This window comes from Gordonia sp. 'Campus', assembly GCF_022206305.1.
Classification (GTDB): Bacteria; Actinomycetota; Actinomycetes; order Mycobacteriales; family Mycobacteriaceae; genus Gordonia.
In genome coordinates this window covers 145,278-164,633 of record NZ_JAKOIW010000002.1, presented here as the reverse complement: position 1 = coordinate 164,633, position 19,356 = coordinate 145,278, and the positions used below count along the sequence as shown (strand labels likewise).

The window sequence follows — 19,356 nt, the reverse complement described above, 5'->3', positions numbered from 1 at the left end:
CACGTCACGGCATCCGGTCATGGCGAACGCGACGCCCGTCCCGGGGCGCCCGCGCCTCAGAGTCCGAGGACGGTCCGGAACTGCGGCCACGCGCGGTGCAGTTCGTCCTGCCAATACGGCCACGAATGCGTGCCACCCTCGTACAGGTGGAAGGTCGCCGGTACGCCGATCTCCCGCATGCGGCGCTGCAGGTTCTGCGTGCACCGGGCGGTGGCGGTCTCGATCACGGCGCCGACGGCGAGCTGTTCGACCAGTTTGGACCCGTTGCCGTCGATGCCGGGGCCCTCGATCGTGTCGTAACGGCCCGGCAGTCCGGAGCCGTTGGAGACATAGATCGACTTGCCGCGGAGGCGCTCGGCATGGACGTAGGGATCGTTGGCACGCCACGCGGGATCGGTCGGCGGCCCCCACATGTTCAGCGTGTTCGCCCTGCCTCGGCCCTCGACCACCATGCGGACCACGGCCTGTCCGAGCGGATCGCTCGTCTGCGCGCACCCGCTGAACGATCCCAGCGCCTGATAGAGCGACGGTGCGTGCAGCGCGAGTTGGAACACCGACGTGCCGGCCATCGAGATCCCCGCGACGGCGTTGCGCCCGGTGCCCGCGAAACGCGCGTCGATCACGTCGGGCAGTTCGCCGGTCAGGAACGTGGCCCACTTCTGCACACCCAGCACCGGGTCGGGCCGCTGCCAGTCCGTGAAGTAGCTCGCCGCACCACCCATCGGCACCACGACGGTGACGTTCTCGTCGGCGAAGAAGGTACGCACGTCGGTCTGGTCGAACCAGCTGCTGCCTCCCACCCCGCCGGCCGCGCCGTTGAGAAGGTAGAGGACCGGTGCAGGTCGTCCGCTGCGACTCGGCCACACCTTCACCTCGACCGCCCGCCGCATGGCCGCCGATCGCACGGTGAGTTCGAGCTCTCCACCGGGACGGACCGTCTCCCCCACGATCCGTACGGGCGCAGGCGCGGCCGCAGCCGGGCCCGCGAGTGCCAGTCCGCCGGCCACCAGCGAGAGCACGGCCATCAGCGAGAGCACGCCCGCCAGTGCGGCCGTGGCCCTCGGGGCCGGCTCGACACGTCCGTGCACCGCCGGGGTCCCGTTGCGAGACTGCTCGTCCATACCCTCCGCTTTCGACAGGATGCGACCGCCGTCACACCGGAACCCCGGCAGTCTGCCGGATGCGATGCCGCGGTGTCCACATGGGTCAAACGTCCCATCGGTCCGAGGAGACGATCGGGCACAGACCTGTTGGAGCGCACCGCGTGTCACCGAATTCTGACAACAACCGTTTCGTCGACTGCCGGACCTACTGTGCGGTAGGGTCCGTGCCGATCGGCGCATCCGGATTCGGCCGATCCCCCCATCGAGGACGGCGCGGCGACCAAATCCGCCATGTCGCAGGCGAATCGAGGTAGATAGATGATGAAGTTCGGCCTCATCGAGGAATGGGACCCGCGCCCAGGTCATCTGACCAGCTGGGTCGCCTCTCTCGCCTCGGTGACCGAAGCCGAACGAGCCCCGGTCCACCCGGTGCCGCCGTCGCACCAGCAGGAGGAGTACCTGCGCGTGGCCTGGCGCAACGAGTCCGCGGGTTTTCGGTTCGCCCGCCTGTGCCTCATGGCCTTCGACGTCTCGGCGCCTCTCGACGTCGACGCGATGACGACCGCGGTCAACGAGTTCGTGCGCCGCCACGACAGCTTCCGGTCGTGGTTCTCGATGGAGGACGACGGAACCGTGCACCGTCATCTCGTGCCCCCGGAGGTCGTCGAGATCGTGCCGGTCCGTCACGGAGACCGCGACGCGATTCAACTGCGATCCCATGTGCAGGAGGAGACTCCCGGACCGTTCTCCTGGGACTGCTTCACCTTCGGCGCCATCGAATGGGACGGCGGTTTCACTCTGTACGCCGCAGCCGACCATCTCAACACCGACGGGATCTCACAGGCGATCACGTGCGTGGATCTGCTGACGCTCTACATGAACGCGGCCTTCGGGGCCGGCGCCGAACTGCCCCAGACCGGTAGCTATCTCGACTATTGCGAGCGGGAACGAGGCGTGTCCCGTGGACTGACCCGGCAGTCGCCTGGCGTCGAGCGCTGGATCGATCTCGTGCGGGCCAACGGTGGCCGCCTGCCGAACTTCCCCCTCCCCTTGGGGACCGGCGAACAGACCTACACGCGTAGCGCGATCGTCAACGCCACGCTGTTCGACGAGACCTCCGCGGCGGCGTTCGAGAAGGTCTGCCGCGATGTGGGCGCCAACATGATCGGGGGCATCATGGCGGCCGCCGGTCTCGTCTTCGCCGAATTCACCGGCCAGACCGAGTATTTCGGCATGACACCGAAGAGCACGCGATCCGGCGCCGCGGAGATGAAATCGGTGGGCTGGTTCACCAGCCTGATACCGGTACCCCTGACGATCGGTGAGTCGACGACGTTCCGTTCGCTGGCACCGGAGGCCGCACGCAGCTATGACGCTGGAAAAGCGCTCACCGACATCTCTTTTCACCGGGTACTCGAGTTGGTGGAGCCGTCCGACGGGGTCGCGGTTCGATCCGGCTGGTCGGTCCCGATGGTCTCCTACATCGACGTCCGCAAGCTGCCGGGGGTCGAGATCTTCGAAGCCGGCAACGGGTGTCTGTTCGGCAACCGGGGCAGTAGTGAAGAGGTCTACATGTGGGTCAACCGATTCTCCGACACCACCTCGATCACGTTGCTCTACCCCAACACCGAGATCGCACGCGAGTCGGTCGGGCGCTACGTCGCCCGTTTCGTCGAGGTGATGACCACGGTGGCGGTCCAGGGCGACTACGCGCCGTCGGTGCCCGCACTCACGCCGTGAGCACCGACCCGGCGCTGCGCCGGGACCTGCCGATGCAGGCCGCCGACCGCCCCGGGGCGTGGGCGGCGCTCGCCGGCTGCCTCCTCGGTGTGTTCATGCAGATGTTGGACACGACCGTCGTCAACATCGCCTTGCCCGACCTCACCACCGATCTCGGTGCGTCGACCTCACAGCAGTTGCTGGTCCTGACCGTGTACACGCTGGCCTTCGCGTGCGCGCTCCTGCCTGCGGCGAACCTGGGTGCCCGACTGGGTCGTCGACGACTGTTCGTGACCGGCATGATCGCGTTCACCGTGACCTCGGTGCTGTGCGGCGTGGCCGTCGGGCCATGGGACCTCATCGTCTTCCGGGGTGCGCAGGGCGTGAGTGCCGCGCTGATGTCCGCACAGACCCTCGCCCTCATCGCCACGTTGTTCGGAAAGCACCGTCACGGACTGGTGTTCGGGATCTACGGCGCAGTGGCCGGTATCGCTGCCATCCTCGGCCCCGTCGTCGGCGGCGTACTCGTCGACGCGGACGTCCTCGGTTGGGGATGGCGCACCATCTTCTTCATCAACGTGCCGTTGGGTGTACTCGCGTGCCTGCTCGCGCGGAGTCGCCTGCCCGTGGCACGTGACGACACCCCGGCCCGCATGGACGTCATCGGGGTTCTGCTCTCCTCGGCCGGGTTGTTCCTCCTGTTGTGTCCGCTCGCCCTCGGCCGGGAAACGGGCTGGCCGCCGATCCTGTGGGTGATGATCGCGGCGGCGGTGGTGTTCCTGGCGTCGTTCGCGATCCACGAGATCCGCGTCGACGCCCGCGGTGGCACTCCCCTACTCCGTCCGCAGTTGTTCCGGTCGCGACGGTTCACCGTGGGATTGATCCTGTCCCTGCTGTTCTTCAGCGTCTTCGCCGGCTTCTTCTTCACCGTGTCGATCTCGGCACAGTTCGGATTGGGCTGCACCGCGACCCGGACCGGGATGGTGGCCCTGCCGTTCGCCGTCGGTGCGGCGATCGGGTCGCTGGCCTCGGCACCGCTCGTCGTGCGGATCGGGTCGCCGCGTGGGCTGTTCGCGGGTTCGCTGACGGTCGGGGCGGGTCTGGCCTGGCTCGCCGCGGTCATCGACCCTTCGTCCGAATCCCTGTCCACGGCAACGATCCTCGGGCCACTGGCCCTGGCGGGAGTCGGCACCGGGTTGTTCATCGCACCCCTGCAGACGGTGATCCTCTCCGACACCACGGAGGCCACGGTCGGAACCGCGACGGGATCGATCCCCACGGTCCAGCAGATCGGCGCCTCGATCGGCCTCGCCGTCGTGACGATCTTCTTCTTCGCCCAGGTCTCCGGACAGAGCACCACCACGGTTCCCGAGGTCCGGAGCGAACTCGCTGCCGCATTGTCACACTCGCCGGTCGCCCCGTACCTGCACGAACCGGTGGCCGACCGTTTCGCGGCATGTGCGAGCACCCAGCTGCGGTCCTCCCACCCGGAGCGGCCGGTGCCCGGCTGCACCGGGTCCGCGGGCTCCACCGCGGTGGCGACGGTCGCCGCGCAGACCCGTCCGTGGACCGATGATGCGCGGCAGTCGGTCTCCGCGAGGACGTTCCTGGGCGCGCTGCGCGTCACACTCGCCGTCCTGTCCGGCGTCGCGGTCGCGATCGGCGTACTCACCCTGGCCCTTCGGGATCGACGGACTGACCGCTGACGCCGAATCGCCCCGTCTCCGAGGGGAGACGGGGCGATTCGGAGTTGTGTCCGGGTCCCGGGGGACCGTCAGGTCAGGCCTGGCCGACCTCGAAGCGGGTGAAGCCCTTGACGGTCACACCGGCGTCGTCGAGCAGAGCCTTCACGGTCTTCTTGGAGTCCTGGACCGACGCCTGGTCGAGCAGCACGACATCCTTGTAGAAGCCGTTGACCCGACCCTCCACGATCTTGGGCAGAGCCTGCTCCGGCTTGCCCTCTTCCTTGGCGGTCTGCTCGGCGATGCGACGCTCGTTCTCGACGACGTCCGCGGGGACCTCGTCGCGCGTGGCGTAGCGAGCCTTGAGCGCCGCGACCTGCATGGCCGCGCCGCGAGCGGCTTCCTCGGCGGCGTCGCCCTCACCGGCGTACGAGACGAGCACGCCGACAGCCGGCGGCAGGTCGGACGCACGCTTGTGCAGGTACACGGCCACGGGACCGTCGTAGTAGGCCACGCGACGGAGCTCGAGCTTCTCGCCGATCTTGGCCGAGAGCGCGGCAACCGCCTCGTCGACGGTGCCACCGCCGAGCGGAGCCTTCTTGAGCTCGTCGACGTCATTGGTCTTGGCCGCGGCGGCCGCGGTCACGATCTCGTCGGCGAGCTGCTGGAACTCGGCGTTCTTGGCGACGAAGTCCGTCTCCGAGTTGATCTCGACCAGGGCACCGTCCTTGGCTGCGACCAGGCCCTCGGCGGTGGAGCGCTCGGCGCGCTTGCCCACGTCCTTGGCGCCCTTGATGCGCAGTTCCTCGACGGCCTTGTCGAAATCGCCGTCGTTGTTGGCCAGCGCGTTCTTGCAGTCGAGCATTCCTGAGCCGGTGAGCTCACGAAGACGCTTCACATCAGCTGCGGTGTAGTTCGCCATCGTCGGCGAGCCTCCTTCGGGAAGTGTGGTGTGGACCGATCTGCACAGCAGTCGGAACTACTGGGCCGTCAGGACTACTGAGCCGCCGGGGTTTCGGCCGCCGGGGTTTCGGCCGCCGGGGTCTCGGCGGCTGCGTCGCCGCCGGCCGGTGCTGCGGCCTGGGTCAGCAGTTCCTGCTCCCACTCTGCCAGCGGCTCGCCGCTGCCGGCCTCGGGCTTGGCGTCACCACTGGCCGCGCCTGCACGGGCCTGGACACCTTCGGCGACGGCCGAGGCCACGACGCGGGTGAGCAGAGCCGCGCTGCGGATGGCGTCGTCGTTGCCCGGGATCGGGTAGTCGACGAGGTCGGGGTCGCAGTTGGTGTCGAGGATCGCGATCACCGGGATGTTCAGCTTGCGGGCCTCACCGACGGCGATGTGCTCCTTGTTGGTGTCGACAACCCACACGGCCGAGGGAACCTTGGCCATGTCGCGGATACCACCGAGGGTGCGCTCGAGCTTGTTCTTCTCACGCGTGAGCATGAGGATTTCCTTCTTGGTGCGTCCCTCGAAGCCGCCGGTCTGCTCCATGGTCTCGAGTTCCTTCAGGCGCTGCAGGCGCTTGTGAACGGTCGAGAAGTTGGTGAGCATGCCACCGAGCCAGCGCTGGTTGACGTACGGCATGCCGACGCGGGTCGCCTCGCCGGCGATCGATTCCTGCGCCTGCTTCTTGGTGCCGACGAAGAGGATGGTGCCACCGTGGGCGACCGTCTCCTTGACGAACTCGTATGCCTTGTCGATGTAGGTCAGCGTCTGCTGCAAATCGATGATGTAGATGCCGTTGCGGTCGGTGAAGATGAATCGCTTCATCTTCGGGTTCCAACGGCGGGTCTGGTGCCCGAAGTGTGCGCCGCTGTCCAGCAGCTGCTTCATGGTCACGACAGCCATGATCGTCCTTTTGTCGCAGTTGTCGTCGGCACCGGTCGGCGCCGACCCTGGCGTCTGCGCACCGGGTGCCACCCGGAACACGAACCGTGTCCGGGACTGCTCACTCGGCGGGTGTGTCGGAACTGTGCTGGTCAGGGAGCTGTGTCCCGACGCGGCTCAGGCCTGAGTGCAGACGCGCGAAGTCACCTCATCAACAACCGATGAGGTGCGTAGGGAAGTTTACGCTCGCGCGCGATCGAAAACCAAAACGCAGCCCCTCGTCAGACGATGGATCCGATCGGTCGGCCGGTGCGTCGAAGGAGAATGCCGTCCCCACGCCCCGACCCGCCACGCCGCCCGGTTCCGGGCATCGTTCCCGCCGTGGTCTTCGTGCTAACCCTCCTGATGGTCGCCGTGTGCCGGCCGGAGACGGCCCGGGCCACTGCCGACCCGGGTGACTACGCGGCTCCGCTGACACCCCGGCCGCTGGTCGTGACCGGGTTCGATCCGCCGGAAAAACGATGGCAGAGCGGGCATCGCGGAGTCGATCTGGCTGCCGCGTCGGGGGCGCAGGTCCGCTCCGCCGGCGCGGGGCGTGTGCGTTTTGCCGGGACGGTGGCCGGGCGTCCGGTCGTGTCCGTGACCCACCCCGACGGCGTGATCACCACCTATGAGCCCGTCGAAGCCGTGGTGGCCGCGGGCGACCACGTGTCCCGCGGAACGGTGATCGGCACGGTCGTGGCGGCGCACCCCGGGTGCCCGGTGGTCGTGTGTCTGCACTGGGGCGCTCGCCGGGGCAGCGGTCGCGCCGCGGAGTACATCGATCCGCTGGGGCTTCTCGGCGCGGTCCGGGTGCGTCTCAAACCGATCGGGCCGGGACCATGATCAGGCCCGCGGATGGGCCTGCCGATGGACCGCGCGCAGACGTTCGACGCTGACGTGGGTGTAGATCTGCGTGGTGGCGAGCGACGAGTGGCCCAGCAGCTCCTGGACGACGCGCAGGTCGGCGCCGCCCTCGAGCAGGTGGGTGGCGGCGCTGTGCCGCAACCCGTGCGGTCCCATCGCCGGTCCCCCACTCGCCGACACCGCACGGGAGACGACTGTCCGGGCCATCCGCTGGTCGAGCCGACCGCCCTGCGCGCCGAGGAGGAGGGCGGCGTCTGAGCGGTCGGTCGCCAGCAGCGGACGCCCACGGCTCAGCCACGCATCGATCGCGCGCGCGGCCGGCTCCCCGTAGGGCACCGACCTCTCCTTGTCCCCCTTGCCGATCACCCGGACCACCCGCCGCCCGGTGTCGACATCGTCGACGTCCAGGCCGCACAACTCGCCGACCCGGATCCCGCTGGCATAGAGGAGTTCGAGTATCACGCTGTCGCGCAGGGCAATCGGGTCGTCGGGTTCGCGCTCGGCGACAGCCGCGGCGAGGGCGGCGTCGGCCTGCGCGGGCGCCAGGACCGCCGGTAGCGTCCGGTGAGCCTTCGGCGCCTTCAGCCGCTGCGACGGATCGGTCGACATGATGCCCTCGCGAACGGCCCAGGCGCAGAAGGTCTTCGCGGCCGACACCTGGCGGGCGATCGTGGTCCGCGCGGCACCGCGCCGCGTCAGTTCCGCGAGCCAGGCGCGCAGCAGGGCCAGGTCGATGTCGGCCGGGGCGACGCCGCGCGCTCCGGCGAACGTCACGAGCGCCCGCGCACCGCCGACGTAGGCACGGATCGTGTGCTCACTGCGGCCCTTCTCCAGGCGAAGGTGATCGGCGAAGTCGTCGAGCATCCTCCGACCTCACCGTGTCCGCCACCCGACCGCAACCGCACACGCGGTGTCGTGGCCGAATCGTCGCATCATGCGCACCCGCCCGGGTCTAACCGTTCGCGCCGACGCCCTCCTCCGCGGTGCGCAGGTCGGCCTTCCACTTGCGGAAGCCCTCCTCCGTGCGGCCGCGGCGCCAGTACCCGGAGATCGACGCATTCGCCGCACTCACCCCGCGTTCCTTGCGGACGTATGCGCGCAGGTTGTGCATGACGGCCTGCGCCTCGCCGTGGATGAACACGTGGGGTTCTCCGTCGAGCCAGTCCGCGTTCCGCACGGCCGCGATCAGCGGTGCGTTGTCGCCGGCAACGGATTCGTCGACCTCGCCGGCGGGACCGCCCCGGTGCACCCACACGATGTCGGCGCCGGCGGGCGCCTTCAGTTCGAGTTCGTCGTCGGGTCCGGCGACCTCGATGAAGACCTTCGCCACCGCGTCGGCGGGTAGCGCCTCGAGTGCAGCGGCCAGCGCCGGCAGTCCGGCCTCGTCGGATGCCAGGAGATGCCACGGGGCGTCCGGGCGCGGGCGGTAGCCGCTGCCGGGCCCGATGAATCGAACGGTCTCCCCGGGCTCGACGGATGCCGCCCAGGGGCCCGCGATGCCCTCGGTGCCGTGCACGACGAAGTCCACAACGATCTCTCTGGCCGCGGTGTCGACGCGGCGGACGGTGTACGTCCGCAGGACGGGTTGACGCTCCGGCGGTTCCGCGGTGCGGATCTCCTGGAGATCGAACGGCTCGGGGTAGGTGACGCCCTCCGGGGCGAAGATGAACTTCACATACATGTCCGTGTCGGGCTCTCCGGACTTGCCCACCGCGGGCTCGAAGTCGTCGAAGCCCTCCCCACCCAGGTACAACCGCACGAAATGCGGGCCGAGTCGCTCGTTGCGGAGCACCGTCATCGTGTTGACGCGTTTGGCCATTCGAACCTCCTCATTCGCGCCCAGAGTACGCCGTTGATAGGGCACCCTTAGCTTTAGCCGAGCGAACTACCCATACACGGTTGTAAGGTTTTCTCACGATCGAGCGATCTGATCTCTGAGTTTGCCCTGACCGAGATCAGACGTCGCGAGACCCGACCAGAGGTGATTCCATGCCGGATCAGCCAGTGGAACAAGCCGCCCCGCGCCGCGGGTCGCGGTTGAGCGTGGACGACTGGCTGGACGCGGCAGCACACATCCTCGTCGAGGACGGCATCGAAGCCCTCAAGATCTCTCGGCTCAGTACCCGTCTGGGTGTCACCAAGGGCAGCTTCTACTGGCACTTCACCGACATCGGGGCACTCAAGAGCGCGCTGGCCGAGCATTGCCGGATGGCGCAGTCCGCGGCGGCCGCGCGGATCGAGGCGCTCGAGTCCCTGCCACCGATCGAGCGCATCGAGGGTATGGCCCGGCTCGTCTCCGACCCGCGTCGGTGGGCGATGGAGTCCGCGCTGCGGCGATGGGCCGAGACGGAGCCGGCGATAGCGGACTCCGTCGATCAGCTCGACTGCCGCATCTTCGCCATCGCCATCGCCGCCATGCGCGAACTCGGGTTCCCGGAGGCCGAGGCACATGCGCGCGCCACGACGCTGCTGTACGCGGGCATCGGCTTCGTCCACGCGCATGGCCGACTCAACGAGGCGACCGTCGACGACCTGCGCGTCATCATCGACGTGCTGACGCGTGCGGGGACCTGAGCACCTCGGGTTCAGCCCAGGCGCCACTGTCCGCCGACGTTGCGTACATGTCCGTCGACGTCGAGCCGTGCCAGCGCCGACCTCACGACACCGACGTCGAGTCCCGCCGCGAAGGCGATCTCCTCGATACCGACCCCACCTCGGGCGGGGATCGCGTCATGGACCCGGAGCTGTTCGGGCGTGAGAGCGTCGGTCGGCTTGGCGCGTCCGCGCCCGACGTCACCACCACCGCCGGGGTGGACCAGGTTGACCACCGACGCGACGTCGGACACCAGCACCGCCTGCTGGTCGGCGATCATCCGGTGACACCCCACCGAGGTCGCGGACGTGACCGGCCCGGGAACGGCGCCCAGTGGCCGACCCAGCTTGCGAGCCCATGCCGCGGTGTTCGCCGCCCCGGACCGCCTGCCGGCCTCGACCACGACGGTTCCTCCACTCATCGCGGCCACCAACCGGTTGCGGGTCAGGAACCGATGCTTGGCCGCCGTTGTCCCCGGCGGGTACTCGCTGATCACCGCGCCCGTGCGCGCGATCGCGGTCAGCAGAGCGGAGTGCGACGCCGGATAGTCCCGGTCGATCCCGCACGCCATCACCGCCGCGGTCACCCCGCCCGCCGCCACCACCGCGCGGTGGGCGGCGCCATCGATGCCGAACGCCCCGCCGGACAGCACTGCGAACCCCTGACCCGACAGTCCCGATGCGAGTGTCTGCGTGACGTGTTCGCCGTAGGACGACGCGGCGCGGGACCCGATCAGCGCCACCGACGCGGCGGCGAGATCGTCGAGGCGGGCCGGACCTCGCACCCACAGGGCGAGCGGTTCACCACCGCGCGCCGCGGTGTCGGCCTGCCCGAGGGCCAGCAGTGACCAGGCCGGCCACTCGGGGTCGGACCGCGTCACCAGTCGCGCCCCGATCCGATCTGCGATATCGAGATCGTCTGCGGCGCAATTGGTGTCACACCGACCGGCGGTGGCGTCGAGAACCGGCTCGTGTCCGGCGGGGACCACCCGGCGACGGATGGCCGACGCGGCGTCGATCGGACCGATGGCATCCACCAGCGCGATGACCGCGGCACAGGGCGGCTCGGCCACCCGCGCGAGGTAGGCCCACGACGTCAGTTCCGCATCGTGTCCGACGCCGGTCACGCCGCTCCTCGATCCCGGTACAGAAGGGCCTGTGCGACATCGTCTTCGGTGGGTTGTACGGTGCCCCGCAGGTCGTTGAGGGTCCAGGCCAGTCGCAGTGCGCGGTCGGCTCCGCGCGCGGTCACCCGCCCATCACGCAGGAACAACTCGATGGGGCGGAGAACCTGCGGGGGCAGCCGAAACCTCTGTCGCAGCGCCGATCCCGGGACCTCCGCATTGGTGCGCCACCCGAACTCCGACCACCGTTCCACGGCAGCGGCCCGTGCCGCGGTCACCCGTTGTCGAACCTCCGCGCTCGTCTCTCCCGCACCGCTCATCAGCGCGGTGTTGCCGGGCGGATCCATCCGCACCCGGATGTCCACCCGATCCAGCAGCGGCCCCGACAGTTTGCCGAGGTAGCGGCGCCGTACCACCGCCGAGCACACGCAGTCGACGTCGTGCGCGGGCGCACAGGGGCACGGGTTCGCGGCGAGGATGAGCTGAAATCGCGCCGGGTACACGGCGACGCCGTCGCGGCGCGGCACCCGCACCTCGCCGTCTTCGAGGGGTTCCCGCAGGGACTCGAGGACCTTGACACTCATCTCGGCGCACTCGTCGAGGAACAGGACTCCGCGGTGCGCCTTCGACACCGCACCGGGCCGGGCGAAGCCGGTGCCCCCACCCAGCAGCGCCGTCGTCGACGAACTGTGGTGCGGCGCGATGAAGGGCGGCTCGGTGATCAACGGGCGGCCGGGCGAGAGCTCGCCGACCAGCGAGTGGATCGCCGTCACCTCCAGCGAATCCTCGATGTCCAATGACGGCAGGATGCCCGGCAGGCGCCGCGCGAGCATCGTCTTGCCGATACCCGGCGACCCCGTCATGAGCACGTGATGCGCCCCGGCCGCGGCGATCTCGAGAGCATGCCGCGCCTCTCGCTGACCGAGGACATCCGACATGTCCGGGATCGGCGGCGGCGACACCGTCGGCACATCGTGGACGGTGTCGAGGACATGGTCACCCGCGAGCCACCGGGTCACCTCCTTGAGGTCGGTCGCCCCACCGACGTCGACGCCCTCGACCAGCGCGGCCTCGGCGACCACTTCGATCGGCACGACCGCACGCCGGTAGCCGTTCTGTCGCGCCGCGACGATCGCCGGCAACACCCCGCGGATCGGACGCAGCGTCCCGTCGAGGCCGAGCTCCCCCAGGAAAATCGTCGACCCGAGCTTCTCCGACGACACCTGTTCGGTCGCGGCGAGAACCGACACAGCCATCGCCAGATCAAATCCCGACCCGATCTTCGGCATCGCCGCCGGCGACAACGCCACGGTCACCCGCAGGTCGGGAAAGGTGAACCCGGAGTTCTTGATCGCGGCCCGCACCCGATCGCGCGCCTCGCGCACCGACGCGTCCGGATTCCCTGTCACCGCGAACCCCGGCAACCCCGAACTGATACTGGCCTGCACGACCACCACCTCCGCGGCGAACGCGTTCAGACCCACGGCCTGCGTCTGTCCCAACATGGGCACAGTGTCGGCGCTCGACGAGCCCCAGAACGACGTCGCCGCAGTAGGGCGGCCGATCTGTGGAGAACTGCCGGGTTGTGCACGTACACCCATCCGTGGCCGCTCTCGAACACCCCACCCGGTCCCGACTAGGCTCGACACCCGATGAGCGACGGAACATTCGACGATGCGTTCGTCGGCGACCTCGACCGACTGCTGCGCTGGCGACGGGACGTCCGCCGTTTCCGCCGCGAACCACTCGAACCCCACGTGCTTCCGGAGATTCTCGAGGCGGCTGAACTCGCACCGTCCGTGGGCAACAGTCAGCCCTGGCGCTGGGTCGAGGTTCGATCCGGGGCGGGCCGACAAGCGGTGCGCGACAGCTTCACTCGCTGCAATACCGATGCCCTCAGAGGTTATGCGGGTGAGCGCGCACGACTGTACTCATCGCTCAAGCTCGCCGGCCTCGACGACGCCCCGGTCCAGTTGGCCGCCTTCTGCGAACCCGACCCGGGTCAAGGTCACGGCCTCGGCAGGCAGACCGCACCCGAAACCCTCGAGTACTCGGTCGTCACCGCCGTGTCCACACTGTGGCTCGCAGCCCGAGCCCGCGGTGTCGGCGTCGGGTGGGTGTCGATCCTCGAACCCGCCGAGGTGACGGCGGCGCTTGACGTCCCGTCCACCTGGAAGCTGGTCGCCTACCTGTGCATCGGCTATCCGGCGCGTGAGACCGACACCCCAGAACTCGAACGGGCCGGCTGGCAGTTCCGCACGTCTGCCGAAGAACGGCTGTTCGTGCGCTGACACCAGATCGTGACCCGTCTCGAGGCCCGATCCAGCCGCAACTCCAGTAACAATAGTCACGTCATTCACATGCGTAACAGCTATCTGTCACGGAGGTACCGGTGTCGAGCCGTCTCACCACGAGTGTCCGGCTGGCACTCGCCGGGGTCATCGCCTTCAGCGGGACTGCCATCGCCCTGACCACCGGGGCGGGCGTGGCCCACGCCGCGCCCTGCGGCAACGCGAGCACCGGCTCGAGCTTTCTGGGCTTCGGTTCGAGTGGCCCATCGGGATCGGCCGGCAGCTCGAACGTCCCCAATCTCGGACCGCAGGCGCCGCTCGTGCCCTACGTCGGACAGATCTCTCGCACCGCCGGATGGGTCACCGGCCCGCTGAGCAGCAACCGCACCTTCAGCCGTTTCGGGATCAGCGGGACGGACCTGGGAGTGGCCTGGGACAACGGCCGCGGTCAGACGCTGATGGCGTTCGGCGACACCTTCGGCAACTGCAACGCCGCCGGGCAGCAGTGGCGTCACAATGTGCTCCTCCGCACCGACGACGACAACCTCGCCAACGGCCTGTCGGTTCCCGACGGCCGGGCAGGCGACGTGACCTCCGGTTCGGTGATCGCACCCGGCCAACCGAACTACGCGCAGGAACTCATCCCCTCGGTCGGGATCTCGAACGTCGAGGTCACCACCATCCCCACCGCGGCGATATCGCTACCCCACGGCAATGGATACCGGCAGTACATCAACTACATGTCCGTCCGGTCCTGGGGTTCGCCGGGCAACTGGGTCACGAACTTCTCGGCGATCGCCCACTCCGACGACAACGGGCAGACGTGGACCACGGATCAGGACACCATCCTGATCAACGCACCTGTCTCGTTGCGCCTGCCCGGCGAGTTCCGTCCGGTCGAGTACAACAACGGCAAGTTCCAGCAGAACGCGTGGGTCCGCGGACGACCGGGCACCGCCGATGAGGGTTACGTCTACCAATACGGAACTCCCAACGGACGTTTCGGGGCCGCCTTCCTCGCGCGCTTCAAGGCCGAGGACATCCTCGATCTCGACGCCTACGAGTACTGGGCGGGAAAGGGGCCCGGCTGGGTGCACGACATCGCCGCCATTCCCGATGACGGGTCCGCGGTCGTAGTCCGACAACCGGTGACCGAGCTGTCCGTGGCGTGGAGCCCGTACCTCGAGAAGTACGTGATGCTCGTCGGCGACAACGACATCACACTGCGGACAGCGGATCGCCCGGAGGGGCCGTGGAGCAATCCGCGAACCGTCGTGCCGAGGGGCGCCCTCGTTCTGTACGGCCCGATGATGCTGCCCAACTCCCCTGCACTGCAGGGAGATTCGAAGGAACTCTACTTCAACGCATCGCGGTGGAGCGACTACAACGTCATGCTCATCCGCACCGATCTGAGCAAGTTGTGACGCAGGCGCCGGGCCATCACACGTAGACGCCGGGGTGGTGGCGTATCCGGGCACGAGAGCGATCGTCGGGGTCGTACCGGTCGAGTTGCACACTGAGGACGTCGAATCGGATCTGCGACCACCGCCGGTCCTGCGCGGCAAGCCACATCCGTGCCAGTCGGCGCATGCGGGCCAGCTTGTCCGGCGTGACCGCCATGACCGGGTCGTCGAATGTCCGGCTCGCACGCGTCTTGACCTCGACGATCACCAGGACCGCCCCGTCCGCGGCGATCAGATCGAGCTCACCGTAGCGGTTGCGCCAATTGCGTTCCAGGACAGACCAACCGAGAGAGACCGCGTACTCCGCGGCCGCGTCTTCGCCGATCCTGCCGATGTGACCGCGGCGGTCGGGGGAACGTCGGGGTTCGGGTGCGGGATCGCCGGTCATGCCGATCAGCGTCGCGCAGAGTCGACGACGGTCGGTGTTCTACAGCGTGCAGGCTGGTGATCTGTGGACTACCGGAAGATTGTCAACAGCCCGGCAGACCTCACGGCTCGTCGGGCAGCCGCAGTTCCGACTTCTCGAGTTCCTCGATGTTGACGTCCTTGAAGGTGATGACCCGGACCTGCTTGACGAAACGTGCGGGGCGGTACATGTCCCAGACCCAGGCATCGCTCATCCGGAGCTCGAAGTACACCTCGCCGTCGGTGTTCCGCGGGATCATCTCGACCGCGTTGGCCAGGTAGAAGCGCCGCTCTGTCTCCACCACGTAGGTGAACTGCCCGACGATGTCCTTGTACTCGCGGTACAGAGAGAGTTCCATCTCGGTTTCGTACTTCTCGAGATCCTCAGCACTCATCCTGTCAGCCTATCCCTGTTGTCGTTTGCGCTGGTGACCACTCGTGCCGCGACATTACGGTACGACATGCGGTGTTGCGGTGAGGGCCCCGCCGCATCGATCCGCGACATGTGCAGCGCGGTGCTGTAGCCCTTGTGGATCGCGAAATCGTAGCCCGGCAGCTCGTCGTCCATCGCCACCATGATGCGATCCCGGGTGACCTTGGCGATGATGCTGGCAGCGGCGATACAGGCGGCGGCTCCGTCGCCGCCGATCACCGGCAGCGACGGTGCGGTCAGCCCCGGGACCGCGAACCCGTCGGACAGCACATACCCCGGCTTCACGTCGAGGGCGGCGACCGCTCGACGCATCCCCTCGATGTTCGCGACGTGGATGCCGATGCGATCGATCTCGTCGGCGTCGATGATCACCGCGCTCCAGCTCTGTGCGTAGCGGGTCACCGATCGATACAGACCCTCACGGGTTCGCTCGGTCAGCTTCTTCGAGTCGTCGAGGTCCGCGAGGGACACCAACTGCGTGGGTTTCAGCACGCAGGCGGCGACCACCAGCGGACCGGCACAGGCCCCGCGTCCCGCCTCATCGACGCCGGCTACCGGCCCGAGACCCTGGCGGTGCAAAGCGAACTCGAACGTCCGCAGACCCGCCGCCCGGCGGACGGGTGAGCGCGGTGGCCAGCGATTCGTCACCCGGCTCATCACTGCTGCGGATTGAACGAACCGACACCACCGATCCGCGAGAAGGGATAGATGATGGTGCGGACCTTGCCCCGGATGTCGCCGACCGGGACGGTGCCCTGGTACTGATCGTCGACGTGGTAGCGGGAGTCCTGCGAGTTCAACCGGTTGTCGCCCATCACCCAGACGTTCCCCTCGGGCACCTTGATCGGACCGAAGTCCGGACCGAGGCACGACGGGACCTGGTTGCCGGGCCCGGCGACCCCGGGGCCGAACGCGGCGACCGTCTCCTCCTGGAGCTTCATGTCGATGTACGGCTCGCGCAGCGGACGACCGTCGACCTTGACGCCGACACCTTCGTCGTTGCGGCATTCGACGGTCTGACCGCCGGTCGCGATGACCCTCTTGACCAGGTTGTTCTCATCCGGGGGAGCGAAACCGAACCAGGACAGCGCATCCTGCACCTTGTGCATGACCGGGTTGGTCGACCGCGGGGAGACCCACGAGCCGTTCCACGACTCCGACGGGCCTTTGAAGACCACGACATCACCCGGTTGCGGATCGCCGAACCGATAGGTCAGCTTGTCGATCACGATCCGGTCGTTGGTGCAGCCGGTGCAGCCGATCAGCGTCGACTCCATCGACTCCGACGGGATGACGTACTGCCGCCCGATGAAGGTCTGCAGGACCCAGGTCAGCAGCAGTACGCATCCGACGATGATCGCGACTTCTCGCAGCAGCGATCCCGAACCGGACTTCCGCTTCTTCGAGTCGCGCGCGTTCCCGCGATCGTCGTCCCCGTCGGACTTCAACCGCCAAGGGCGTCTGCCGCCGTCTGGAGCGTCACCGTCCGGGGTGTCACCGTGTGGGGCGTCACCGCCGGGATAGACGTCGCGGTCGTCGCGGGGTCGTTGTGTGTCGGCCACGTCGTCAGGGTAGACGCGTCAGCGCTTTTCCTTGATCTTGGCGGCCTTGCCGCGCAGGTCGCGCAGGTAGTACAGCTTGGCGCGACGCACGTCACCGCGGGTGAGGACGTCGATCTTGGCGATGTTCGGGCTGTGCACCGGGAAGGTGCGCTCCACGCCGACGCCGAAGGACACCTTGCGGACGGTGAAGGTCTCGCGGATGCCGCCACCCTGGCGACGGATCACGACGCCCTTGAACACCTGGACGCGCTCCTTGCTGCCCTCGATGACCTTGACGTGGACGTCGAGGGTGTCGCCGGGACCGAAGTCCGGGACATCGTCGCGGAGGGACTGCTTGTCGAGGAAGTCGAGCGTGTTCATGTGTCGGGTCCTTGTCTGGCGAAATCAATGAGCAGAGGAACCTGGCGGCCCGCGGGCTCGACCGGTTCGTGCTCCGAGTCGTTGGTGTCGCCGTGGTCAGATGAGTGCTCCAGGCATGGAGCATCGTCGACAGGCAACCCGACTATTGTGCCAGAGACACCCCGGCGCGACGAAATCGCCGGTCAAGGTCGGCTTCCCGGTTCGACGACGACGATGTCGGCGGCCCGCAGAGCCGACACCGTGGCCGGCGCCATGGGCGTCGCGGCCGCGATCGCGAGCGGGATGATCCCCGAGCTCACCATGTGATCGGCGATGGCCAGCTCCGGTGCGCGGCCGTCGGCGGTGAGCGCCTCGTCGTCCGCGAGCTCGAGACCGGGACGCTGGTAGGGCTGCGGATCGTTGGTACCGACGACGATCACGCGGACACCTCGTTCACCGGCACCCACGCCGACGGCGGTGCGGAACCATCCCGCGACCGCGCCGGGAACGGTCGTCTGCACTCGTTCGGCCCGTTGCCGGAGCCACACCAGGTCGGCCACGTCGGTGCGCTCGCGCGCGACCCCGGCGCCGGCCAGTGCACCCACCCCGGCAGCCACGGCCCCGGCTGCTCCCATGGCGCCCGTCGGCATCATGGGCATCATCCCGCTCGTCGCGGCCGGGGCTCCCGCGTCCTGGCCCGCCTCGCCGGACCGCTCGGTGTGGTCGTCGCCCGCGGCGGTGAGCGCCATCCGCCCGGCACTCGCCGCACCCACCCGCCAGGAGTCGTCACCCACCTCGGCGAGCACGTCGGCACGGCGTAGATCCCGGTCGGCGACAAGGGCGATGAGAGCCATCTGCTGCCGTGTCTCGACGACTGTGTCGGCGTAGGCGTCGACCGATCCCGCCATGGCCAGCAGGCGTGTGACGACAGCGGGTGACGAGTCGGGCCCGGCGCCGGTGATCGCCTCGAGGCCGACGACGACCGCGTCGCGGAACTCCCCCGCCGACTGCGCTGCTCGGTTCGCGTACTCACCTGCCGCCGACGTCACCGACCCGGCGACGTCCTCCACCGCCCCGGCGAGCGCACGAAGCCGGTTCGCCGCGTCGCGCAGTTCCGCGGCATCGGCGGTGGGCCAGACACCGGGCGCCAGATCCTCGACGACGCGCCTGGCGTCCGCGGGAATGGGGTGGTCACGCATCAGCCGTCGGCCCTGTCGATGGTCGCGGCGCCGGTGGCGTCGGCGTCTGCCAGGGCGTCGGCCCCAGCGGTGACCCCGCGGCGCCGATCGGTGACGCGGGCGGCGAGTGCGCCCAGCGCGTCGAGGAGTTCCACACCGGCCGGGCCGAATCCCCTTCGGAACGCGTGCGCGGACTCCCCGACTCCGACGGCCCGGTCGAGATCGGCGAGCACCTCGGCGAGTTCGGTCGTCAGGGTCTGCAGTCGGCTGGCGGCGGCGTCGAGCCGCGCGGACAGATCCGCGGTGAGGCCGGCGTCGACGGTGACACGGCCGGTCGTCGGCTCGACCGGTGTCACCGGTCTGCCCCGTCGGACCCCGCACCGAGCCGGGCGTCGGCATGATCGAGCGGGAGATCTGCTGTCCGAGCGAGTAATTCGGAGCTCTTCGTACGCAGCGCGGCATCCGCCTCGGCGATGAGCGTGGTCAACAGTGCGGCGAGCTGGTCGGCGCGGTAGCGTCGCAGGGCGGCCGGCTCGATCGAGATGTCGGTCGCGAGTCCGCGTGCGTTCACGGTCACCGCGACGAGGCGATCGACACTGGTTGCGCGAGAGGTCAACTGCGACAACGATTCCCGGACTCGATCGAGCTCGGCGCGTTGCCGTTCGAGCTCGTCGAGCATCGCCGAATATCCGTGCATCGCCCCCAGGCCCCCAGTGCGCGTCGAGTTGTCCG

21 protein-coding genes are annotated in these 19,356 nt (G+C 68.6%); 6 read left to right on the top strand and 15 right to left on the bottom strand.

The features are described 5' to 3' along the window. Positions 1-56: 56 nt before the first annotated feature. Complete coding sequence (locus MAY35_RS02785) at positions 57-1,025, bottom strand: alpha/beta hydrolase family protein (protein ID WP_238419359.1); 969 nt, start codon at positions 1,023-1,025, stop codon at positions 57-59. 396 nt (positions 1,026-1,421) lie between these two features. Here MAY35_RS02785 and MAY35_RS02780 point away from each other — a divergent pair, with 396 nt between their 5' ends. Together MAY35_RS02780 and MAY35_RS02775 are read left to right on the top strand one after the other, a co-directional pair. Further along, positions 1,422-2,843, top strand: coding sequence for a condensation domain-containing protein (locus MAY35_RS02780; protein WP_238419100.1), 1,422 nt, complete (start codon positions 1,422-1,424; stop codon positions 2,841-2,843). A 32-nt stretch (positions 2,844-2,875) separates the two neighbouring features. Continuing rightward, positions 2,876-4,528: an MFS transporter gene (locus tag MAY35_RS02775; protein ID WP_281063081.1), complete on the top strand. Its 1,653-nt coding sequence runs from the start codon at positions 2,876-2,878 to the stop codon at positions 4,526-4,528. A gap of 73 nt (positions 4,529-4,601) precedes the next feature. On the opposite strand, the gene tsf is transcribed toward MAY35_RS02775, so the two are convergent. Together tsf and rpsB are read right to left on the bottom strand one after the other, a co-directional pair. After that, positions 4,602-5,426, bottom strand: a complete 825-nt coding sequence (gene tsf, locus MAY35_RS02770) for a translation elongation factor Ts (protein WP_238419099.1) — start codon at positions 5,424-5,426, stop codon at positions 4,602-4,604. Between the two features lie 74 nt (positions 5,427-5,500). Continuing rightward, complete coding sequence (gene rpsB, locus MAY35_RS02765; protein ID WP_238419098.1) at positions 5,501-6,352, bottom strand: 30S ribosomal protein S2; 852 nt, start codon at positions 6,350-6,352, stop codon at positions 5,501-5,503. A gap of 384 nt (positions 6,353-6,736) precedes the next feature. Between rpsB and MAY35_RS02760 the strand changes: the two genes are divergently transcribed. After that, positions 6,737-7,216 (top strand): M23 family metallopeptidase, encoded by a 480-nt coding sequence (locus MAY35_RS02760; protein ID WP_238419357.1) that lies wholly within the window; start codon positions 6,737-6,739, stop codon positions 7,214-7,216. On the opposite strand, the gene MAY35_RS02755 is transcribed toward MAY35_RS02760, so the two are convergent. Together MAY35_RS02755 and MAY35_RS02750 are read right to left on the bottom strand one after the other, a co-directional pair. Continuing rightward, positions 7,217-8,101 carry a tyrosine recombinase XerC gene (locus tag MAY35_RS02755; protein WP_238419097.1) on the bottom strand — a complete coding sequence of 295 codons (885 nt, stop codon included), beginning with the start codon at positions 8,099-8,101 and terminating at the stop codon, positions 7,217-7,219. It abuts the gene before it with no gap. 88 nt (positions 8,102-8,189) lie between these two features. Next, entirely contained in the window at positions 8,190-9,056 is an 867-nt protein-coding gene (locus tag MAY35_RS02750) for a siderophore-interacting protein (protein ID WP_238419096.1), read from the bottom strand. A 170-nt stretch (positions 9,057-9,226) separates the two neighbouring features. Between MAY35_RS02750 and MAY35_RS02745 the strand changes: the two genes are divergently transcribed. Then, entirely contained in the window at positions 9,227-9,811 is a 585-nt protein-coding gene (locus MAY35_RS02745; protein WP_238419095.1) for a TetR/AcrR family transcriptional regulator, read from the top strand. Between the two features lie 11 nt (positions 9,812-9,822). On the opposite strand, the gene dprA is transcribed toward MAY35_RS02745, so the two are convergent. Beyond that, entirely contained in the window at positions 9,823-10,956 is a 1,134-nt protein-coding gene (dprA, locus tag MAY35_RS02740; protein ID WP_238419094.1) for a DNA-processing protein DprA, read from the bottom strand. Then, a complete protein-coding gene (locus MAY35_RS02735) occupies positions 10,953-12,554 on the bottom strand; it encodes a YifB family Mg chelatase-like AAA ATPase (RefSeq protein ID WP_281063077.1) in 1,602 nt (533 codons plus the stop codon). Before MAY35_RS02735 ends, dprA begins: the two co-directional genes overlap by 4 nt. A 51-nt stretch (positions 12,555-12,605) precedes the next feature. On the opposite strand from MAY35_RS02735, the gene bluB reads away from it, so the two are divergent. Both bluB and MAY35_RS02725 read left to right on the top strand, forming a co-directional pair. Next, the gene (gene bluB, locus MAY35_RS02730) at positions 12,606-13,244 is read left to right on the top strand and encodes a 5,6-dimethylbenzimidazole synthase (protein ID WP_238419092.1); all 639 of its coding nucleotides are present in this window, start codon (positions 12,606-12,608) and stop codon (positions 13,242-13,244) included. 101 nt (positions 13,245-13,345) lie between these two features. Continuing rightward, complete coding sequence (locus MAY35_RS02725) at positions 13,346-14,668, top strand: DUF4185 domain-containing protein (RefSeq protein ID WP_238419091.1); 1,323 nt, start codon at positions 13,346-13,348, stop codon at positions 14,666-14,668. A 16-nt stretch (positions 14,669-14,684) separates the two neighbouring features. Here MAY35_RS02725 and MAY35_RS02720 read toward each other — a convergent pair whose 3' ends face one another. The 8 genes from MAY35_RS02720 to MAY35_RS02685 all read right to left on the bottom strand — a co-directional run bounded on the left by MAY35_RS02720 (position 14,685) and on the right by MAY35_RS02685 (position 19,321). Next, the gene (locus MAY35_RS02720) at positions 14,685-15,095 is read right to left on the bottom strand and encodes a YraN family protein (RefSeq protein WP_238419090.1); all 411 of its coding nucleotides are present in this window, start codon (positions 15,093-15,095) and stop codon (positions 14,685-14,687) included. Between the two features lie 100 nt (positions 15,096-15,195). Further along, the gene (locus MAY35_RS02715; RefSeq protein WP_004572292.1) at positions 15,196-15,507 is read right to left on the bottom strand and encodes a DUF2469 domain-containing protein; all 312 of its coding nucleotides are present in this window, start codon (positions 15,505-15,507) and stop codon (positions 15,196-15,198) included. Next, the gene (locus MAY35_RS02710; protein ID WP_238419089.1) at positions 15,504-16,202 is read right to left on the bottom strand and encodes a ribonuclease HII; all 699 of its coding nucleotides are present in this window, start codon (positions 16,200-16,202) and stop codon (positions 15,504-15,506) included. Before MAY35_RS02710 ends, MAY35_RS02715 begins: the two co-directional genes overlap by 4 nt. After that, positions 16,202-17,107, bottom strand: a complete 906-nt coding sequence (lepB, locus tag MAY35_RS02705) for a signal peptidase I (protein ID WP_238419088.1) — start codon at positions 17,105-17,107, stop codon at positions 16,202-16,204. The genes MAY35_RS02710 and lepB overlap by 1 nt, the downstream gene beginning before the upstream one ends. 18 nt (positions 17,108-17,125) lie before the next feature. Further along, positions 17,126-17,467 (bottom strand): 50S ribosomal protein L19, encoded by a 342-nt coding sequence (rplS, locus tag MAY35_RS02700; protein WP_238419087.1) that lies wholly within the window; start codon positions 17,465-17,467, stop codon positions 17,126-17,128. 182 nt (positions 17,468-17,649) lie between these two features. After that, entirely contained in the window at positions 17,650-18,645 is a 996-nt protein-coding gene (locus tag MAY35_RS02695) for a hypothetical protein (protein WP_238419086.1), read from the bottom strand. After that, positions 18,645-18,980 (bottom strand): hypothetical protein, encoded by a 336-nt coding sequence (locus MAY35_RS02690; protein WP_238419085.1) that lies wholly within the window; start codon positions 18,978-18,980, stop codon positions 18,645-18,647. Before MAY35_RS02690 ends, MAY35_RS02695 begins: the two co-directional genes overlap by 1 nt. Further along, positions 18,977-19,321 (bottom strand): YbaB/EbfC family nucleoid-associated protein, encoded by a 345-nt coding sequence (locus MAY35_RS02685; RefSeq protein ID WP_238419084.1) that lies wholly within the window; start codon positions 19,319-19,321, stop codon positions 18,977-18,979. The genes MAY35_RS02690 and MAY35_RS02685 overlap by 4 nt, the downstream gene beginning before the upstream one ends. Positions 19,322-19,356: the final 35 nt, after the last annotated feature.

Excerpts from the sequence above, each read along its gene's own strand:
- MAY35_RS02720 (WP_238419090.1), bottom strand. The coding sequence starts at position 15,095 with ATGACCGGCGATCCCGCACCCGAACCCCGACGTTCCCCCGACCGCCGC.
- MAY35_RS02735 (WP_281063077.1), bottom strand. The coding sequence starts at position 12,554 with ATGGGTGTACGTGCACAACCCGGCAGTTCTCCACAGATCGGCCGCCCT.
- MAY35_RS02715 (WP_004572292.1), bottom strand. The coding sequence starts at position 15,507 with ATGAGTGCTGAGGATCTCGAGAAGTACGAAACCGAGATGGAACTCTCT.
- MAY35_RS02710 (WP_238419089.1), bottom strand. The coding sequence starts at position 16,202 with ATGAGCCGGGTGACGAATCGCTGGCCACCGCGCTCACCCGTCCGCCGG.
- MAY35_RS02685 (WP_238419084.1), bottom strand. The coding sequence starts at position 19,321 with ATGCACGGATATTCGGCGATGCTCGACGAGCTCGAACGGCAACGCGCC.
- MAY35_RS02755 (WP_238419097.1), bottom strand. The coding sequence starts at position 8,101 with ATGCTCGACGACTTCGCCGATCACCTTCGCCTGGAGAAGGGCCGCAGT.
- MAY35_RS02695 (WP_238419086.1), bottom strand. The coding sequence starts at position 18,645 with ATGCGTGACCACCCCATTCCCGCGGACGCCAGGCGCGTCGTCGAGGAT.
- MAY35_RS02780 (WP_238419100.1), top strand. The coding sequence starts at position 1,422 with ATGATGAAGTTCGGCCTCATCGAGGAATGGGACCCGCGCCCAGGTCAT.
- rplS (WP_238419087.1), bottom strand. The coding sequence starts at position 17,467 with ATGAACACGCTCGACTTCCTCGACAAGCAGTCCCTCCGCGACGATGTC.
- rpsB (WP_238419098.1), bottom strand. The coding sequence starts at position 6,352 with ATGGCTGTCGTGACCATGAAGCAGCTGCTGGACAGCGGCGCACACTTC.
- bluB (WP_238419092.1), top strand. The coding sequence starts at position 12,606 with ATGAGCGACGGAACATTCGACGATGCGTTCGTCGGCGACCTCGACCGA.
- MAY35_RS02745 (WP_238419095.1), top strand. The coding sequence starts at position 9,227 with ATGCCGGATCAGCCAGTGGAACAAGCCGCCCCGCGCCGCGGGTCGCGG.
- MAY35_RS02785 (WP_238419359.1), bottom strand. The coding sequence starts at position 1,025 with ATGGCCGTGCTCTCGCTGGTGGCCGGCGGACTGGCACTCGCGGGCCCG.
- MAY35_RS02775 (WP_281063081.1), top strand. The coding sequence starts at position 2,876 with ATGCAGGCCGCCGACCGCCCCGGGGCGTGGGCGGCGCTCGCCGGCTGC.
- MAY35_RS02760 (WP_238419357.1), top strand. The coding sequence starts at position 6,737 with ATGGTCGCCGTGTGCCGGCCGGAGACGGCCCGGGCCACTGCCGACCCG.
- tsf (WP_238419099.1), bottom strand. The coding sequence starts at position 5,426 with ATGGCGAACTACACCGCAGCTGATGTGAAGCGTCTTCGTGAGCTCACC.
- MAY35_RS02750 (WP_238419096.1), bottom strand. The coding sequence starts at position 9,056 with ATGGCCAAACGCGTCAACACGATGACGGTGCTCCGCAACGAGCGACTC.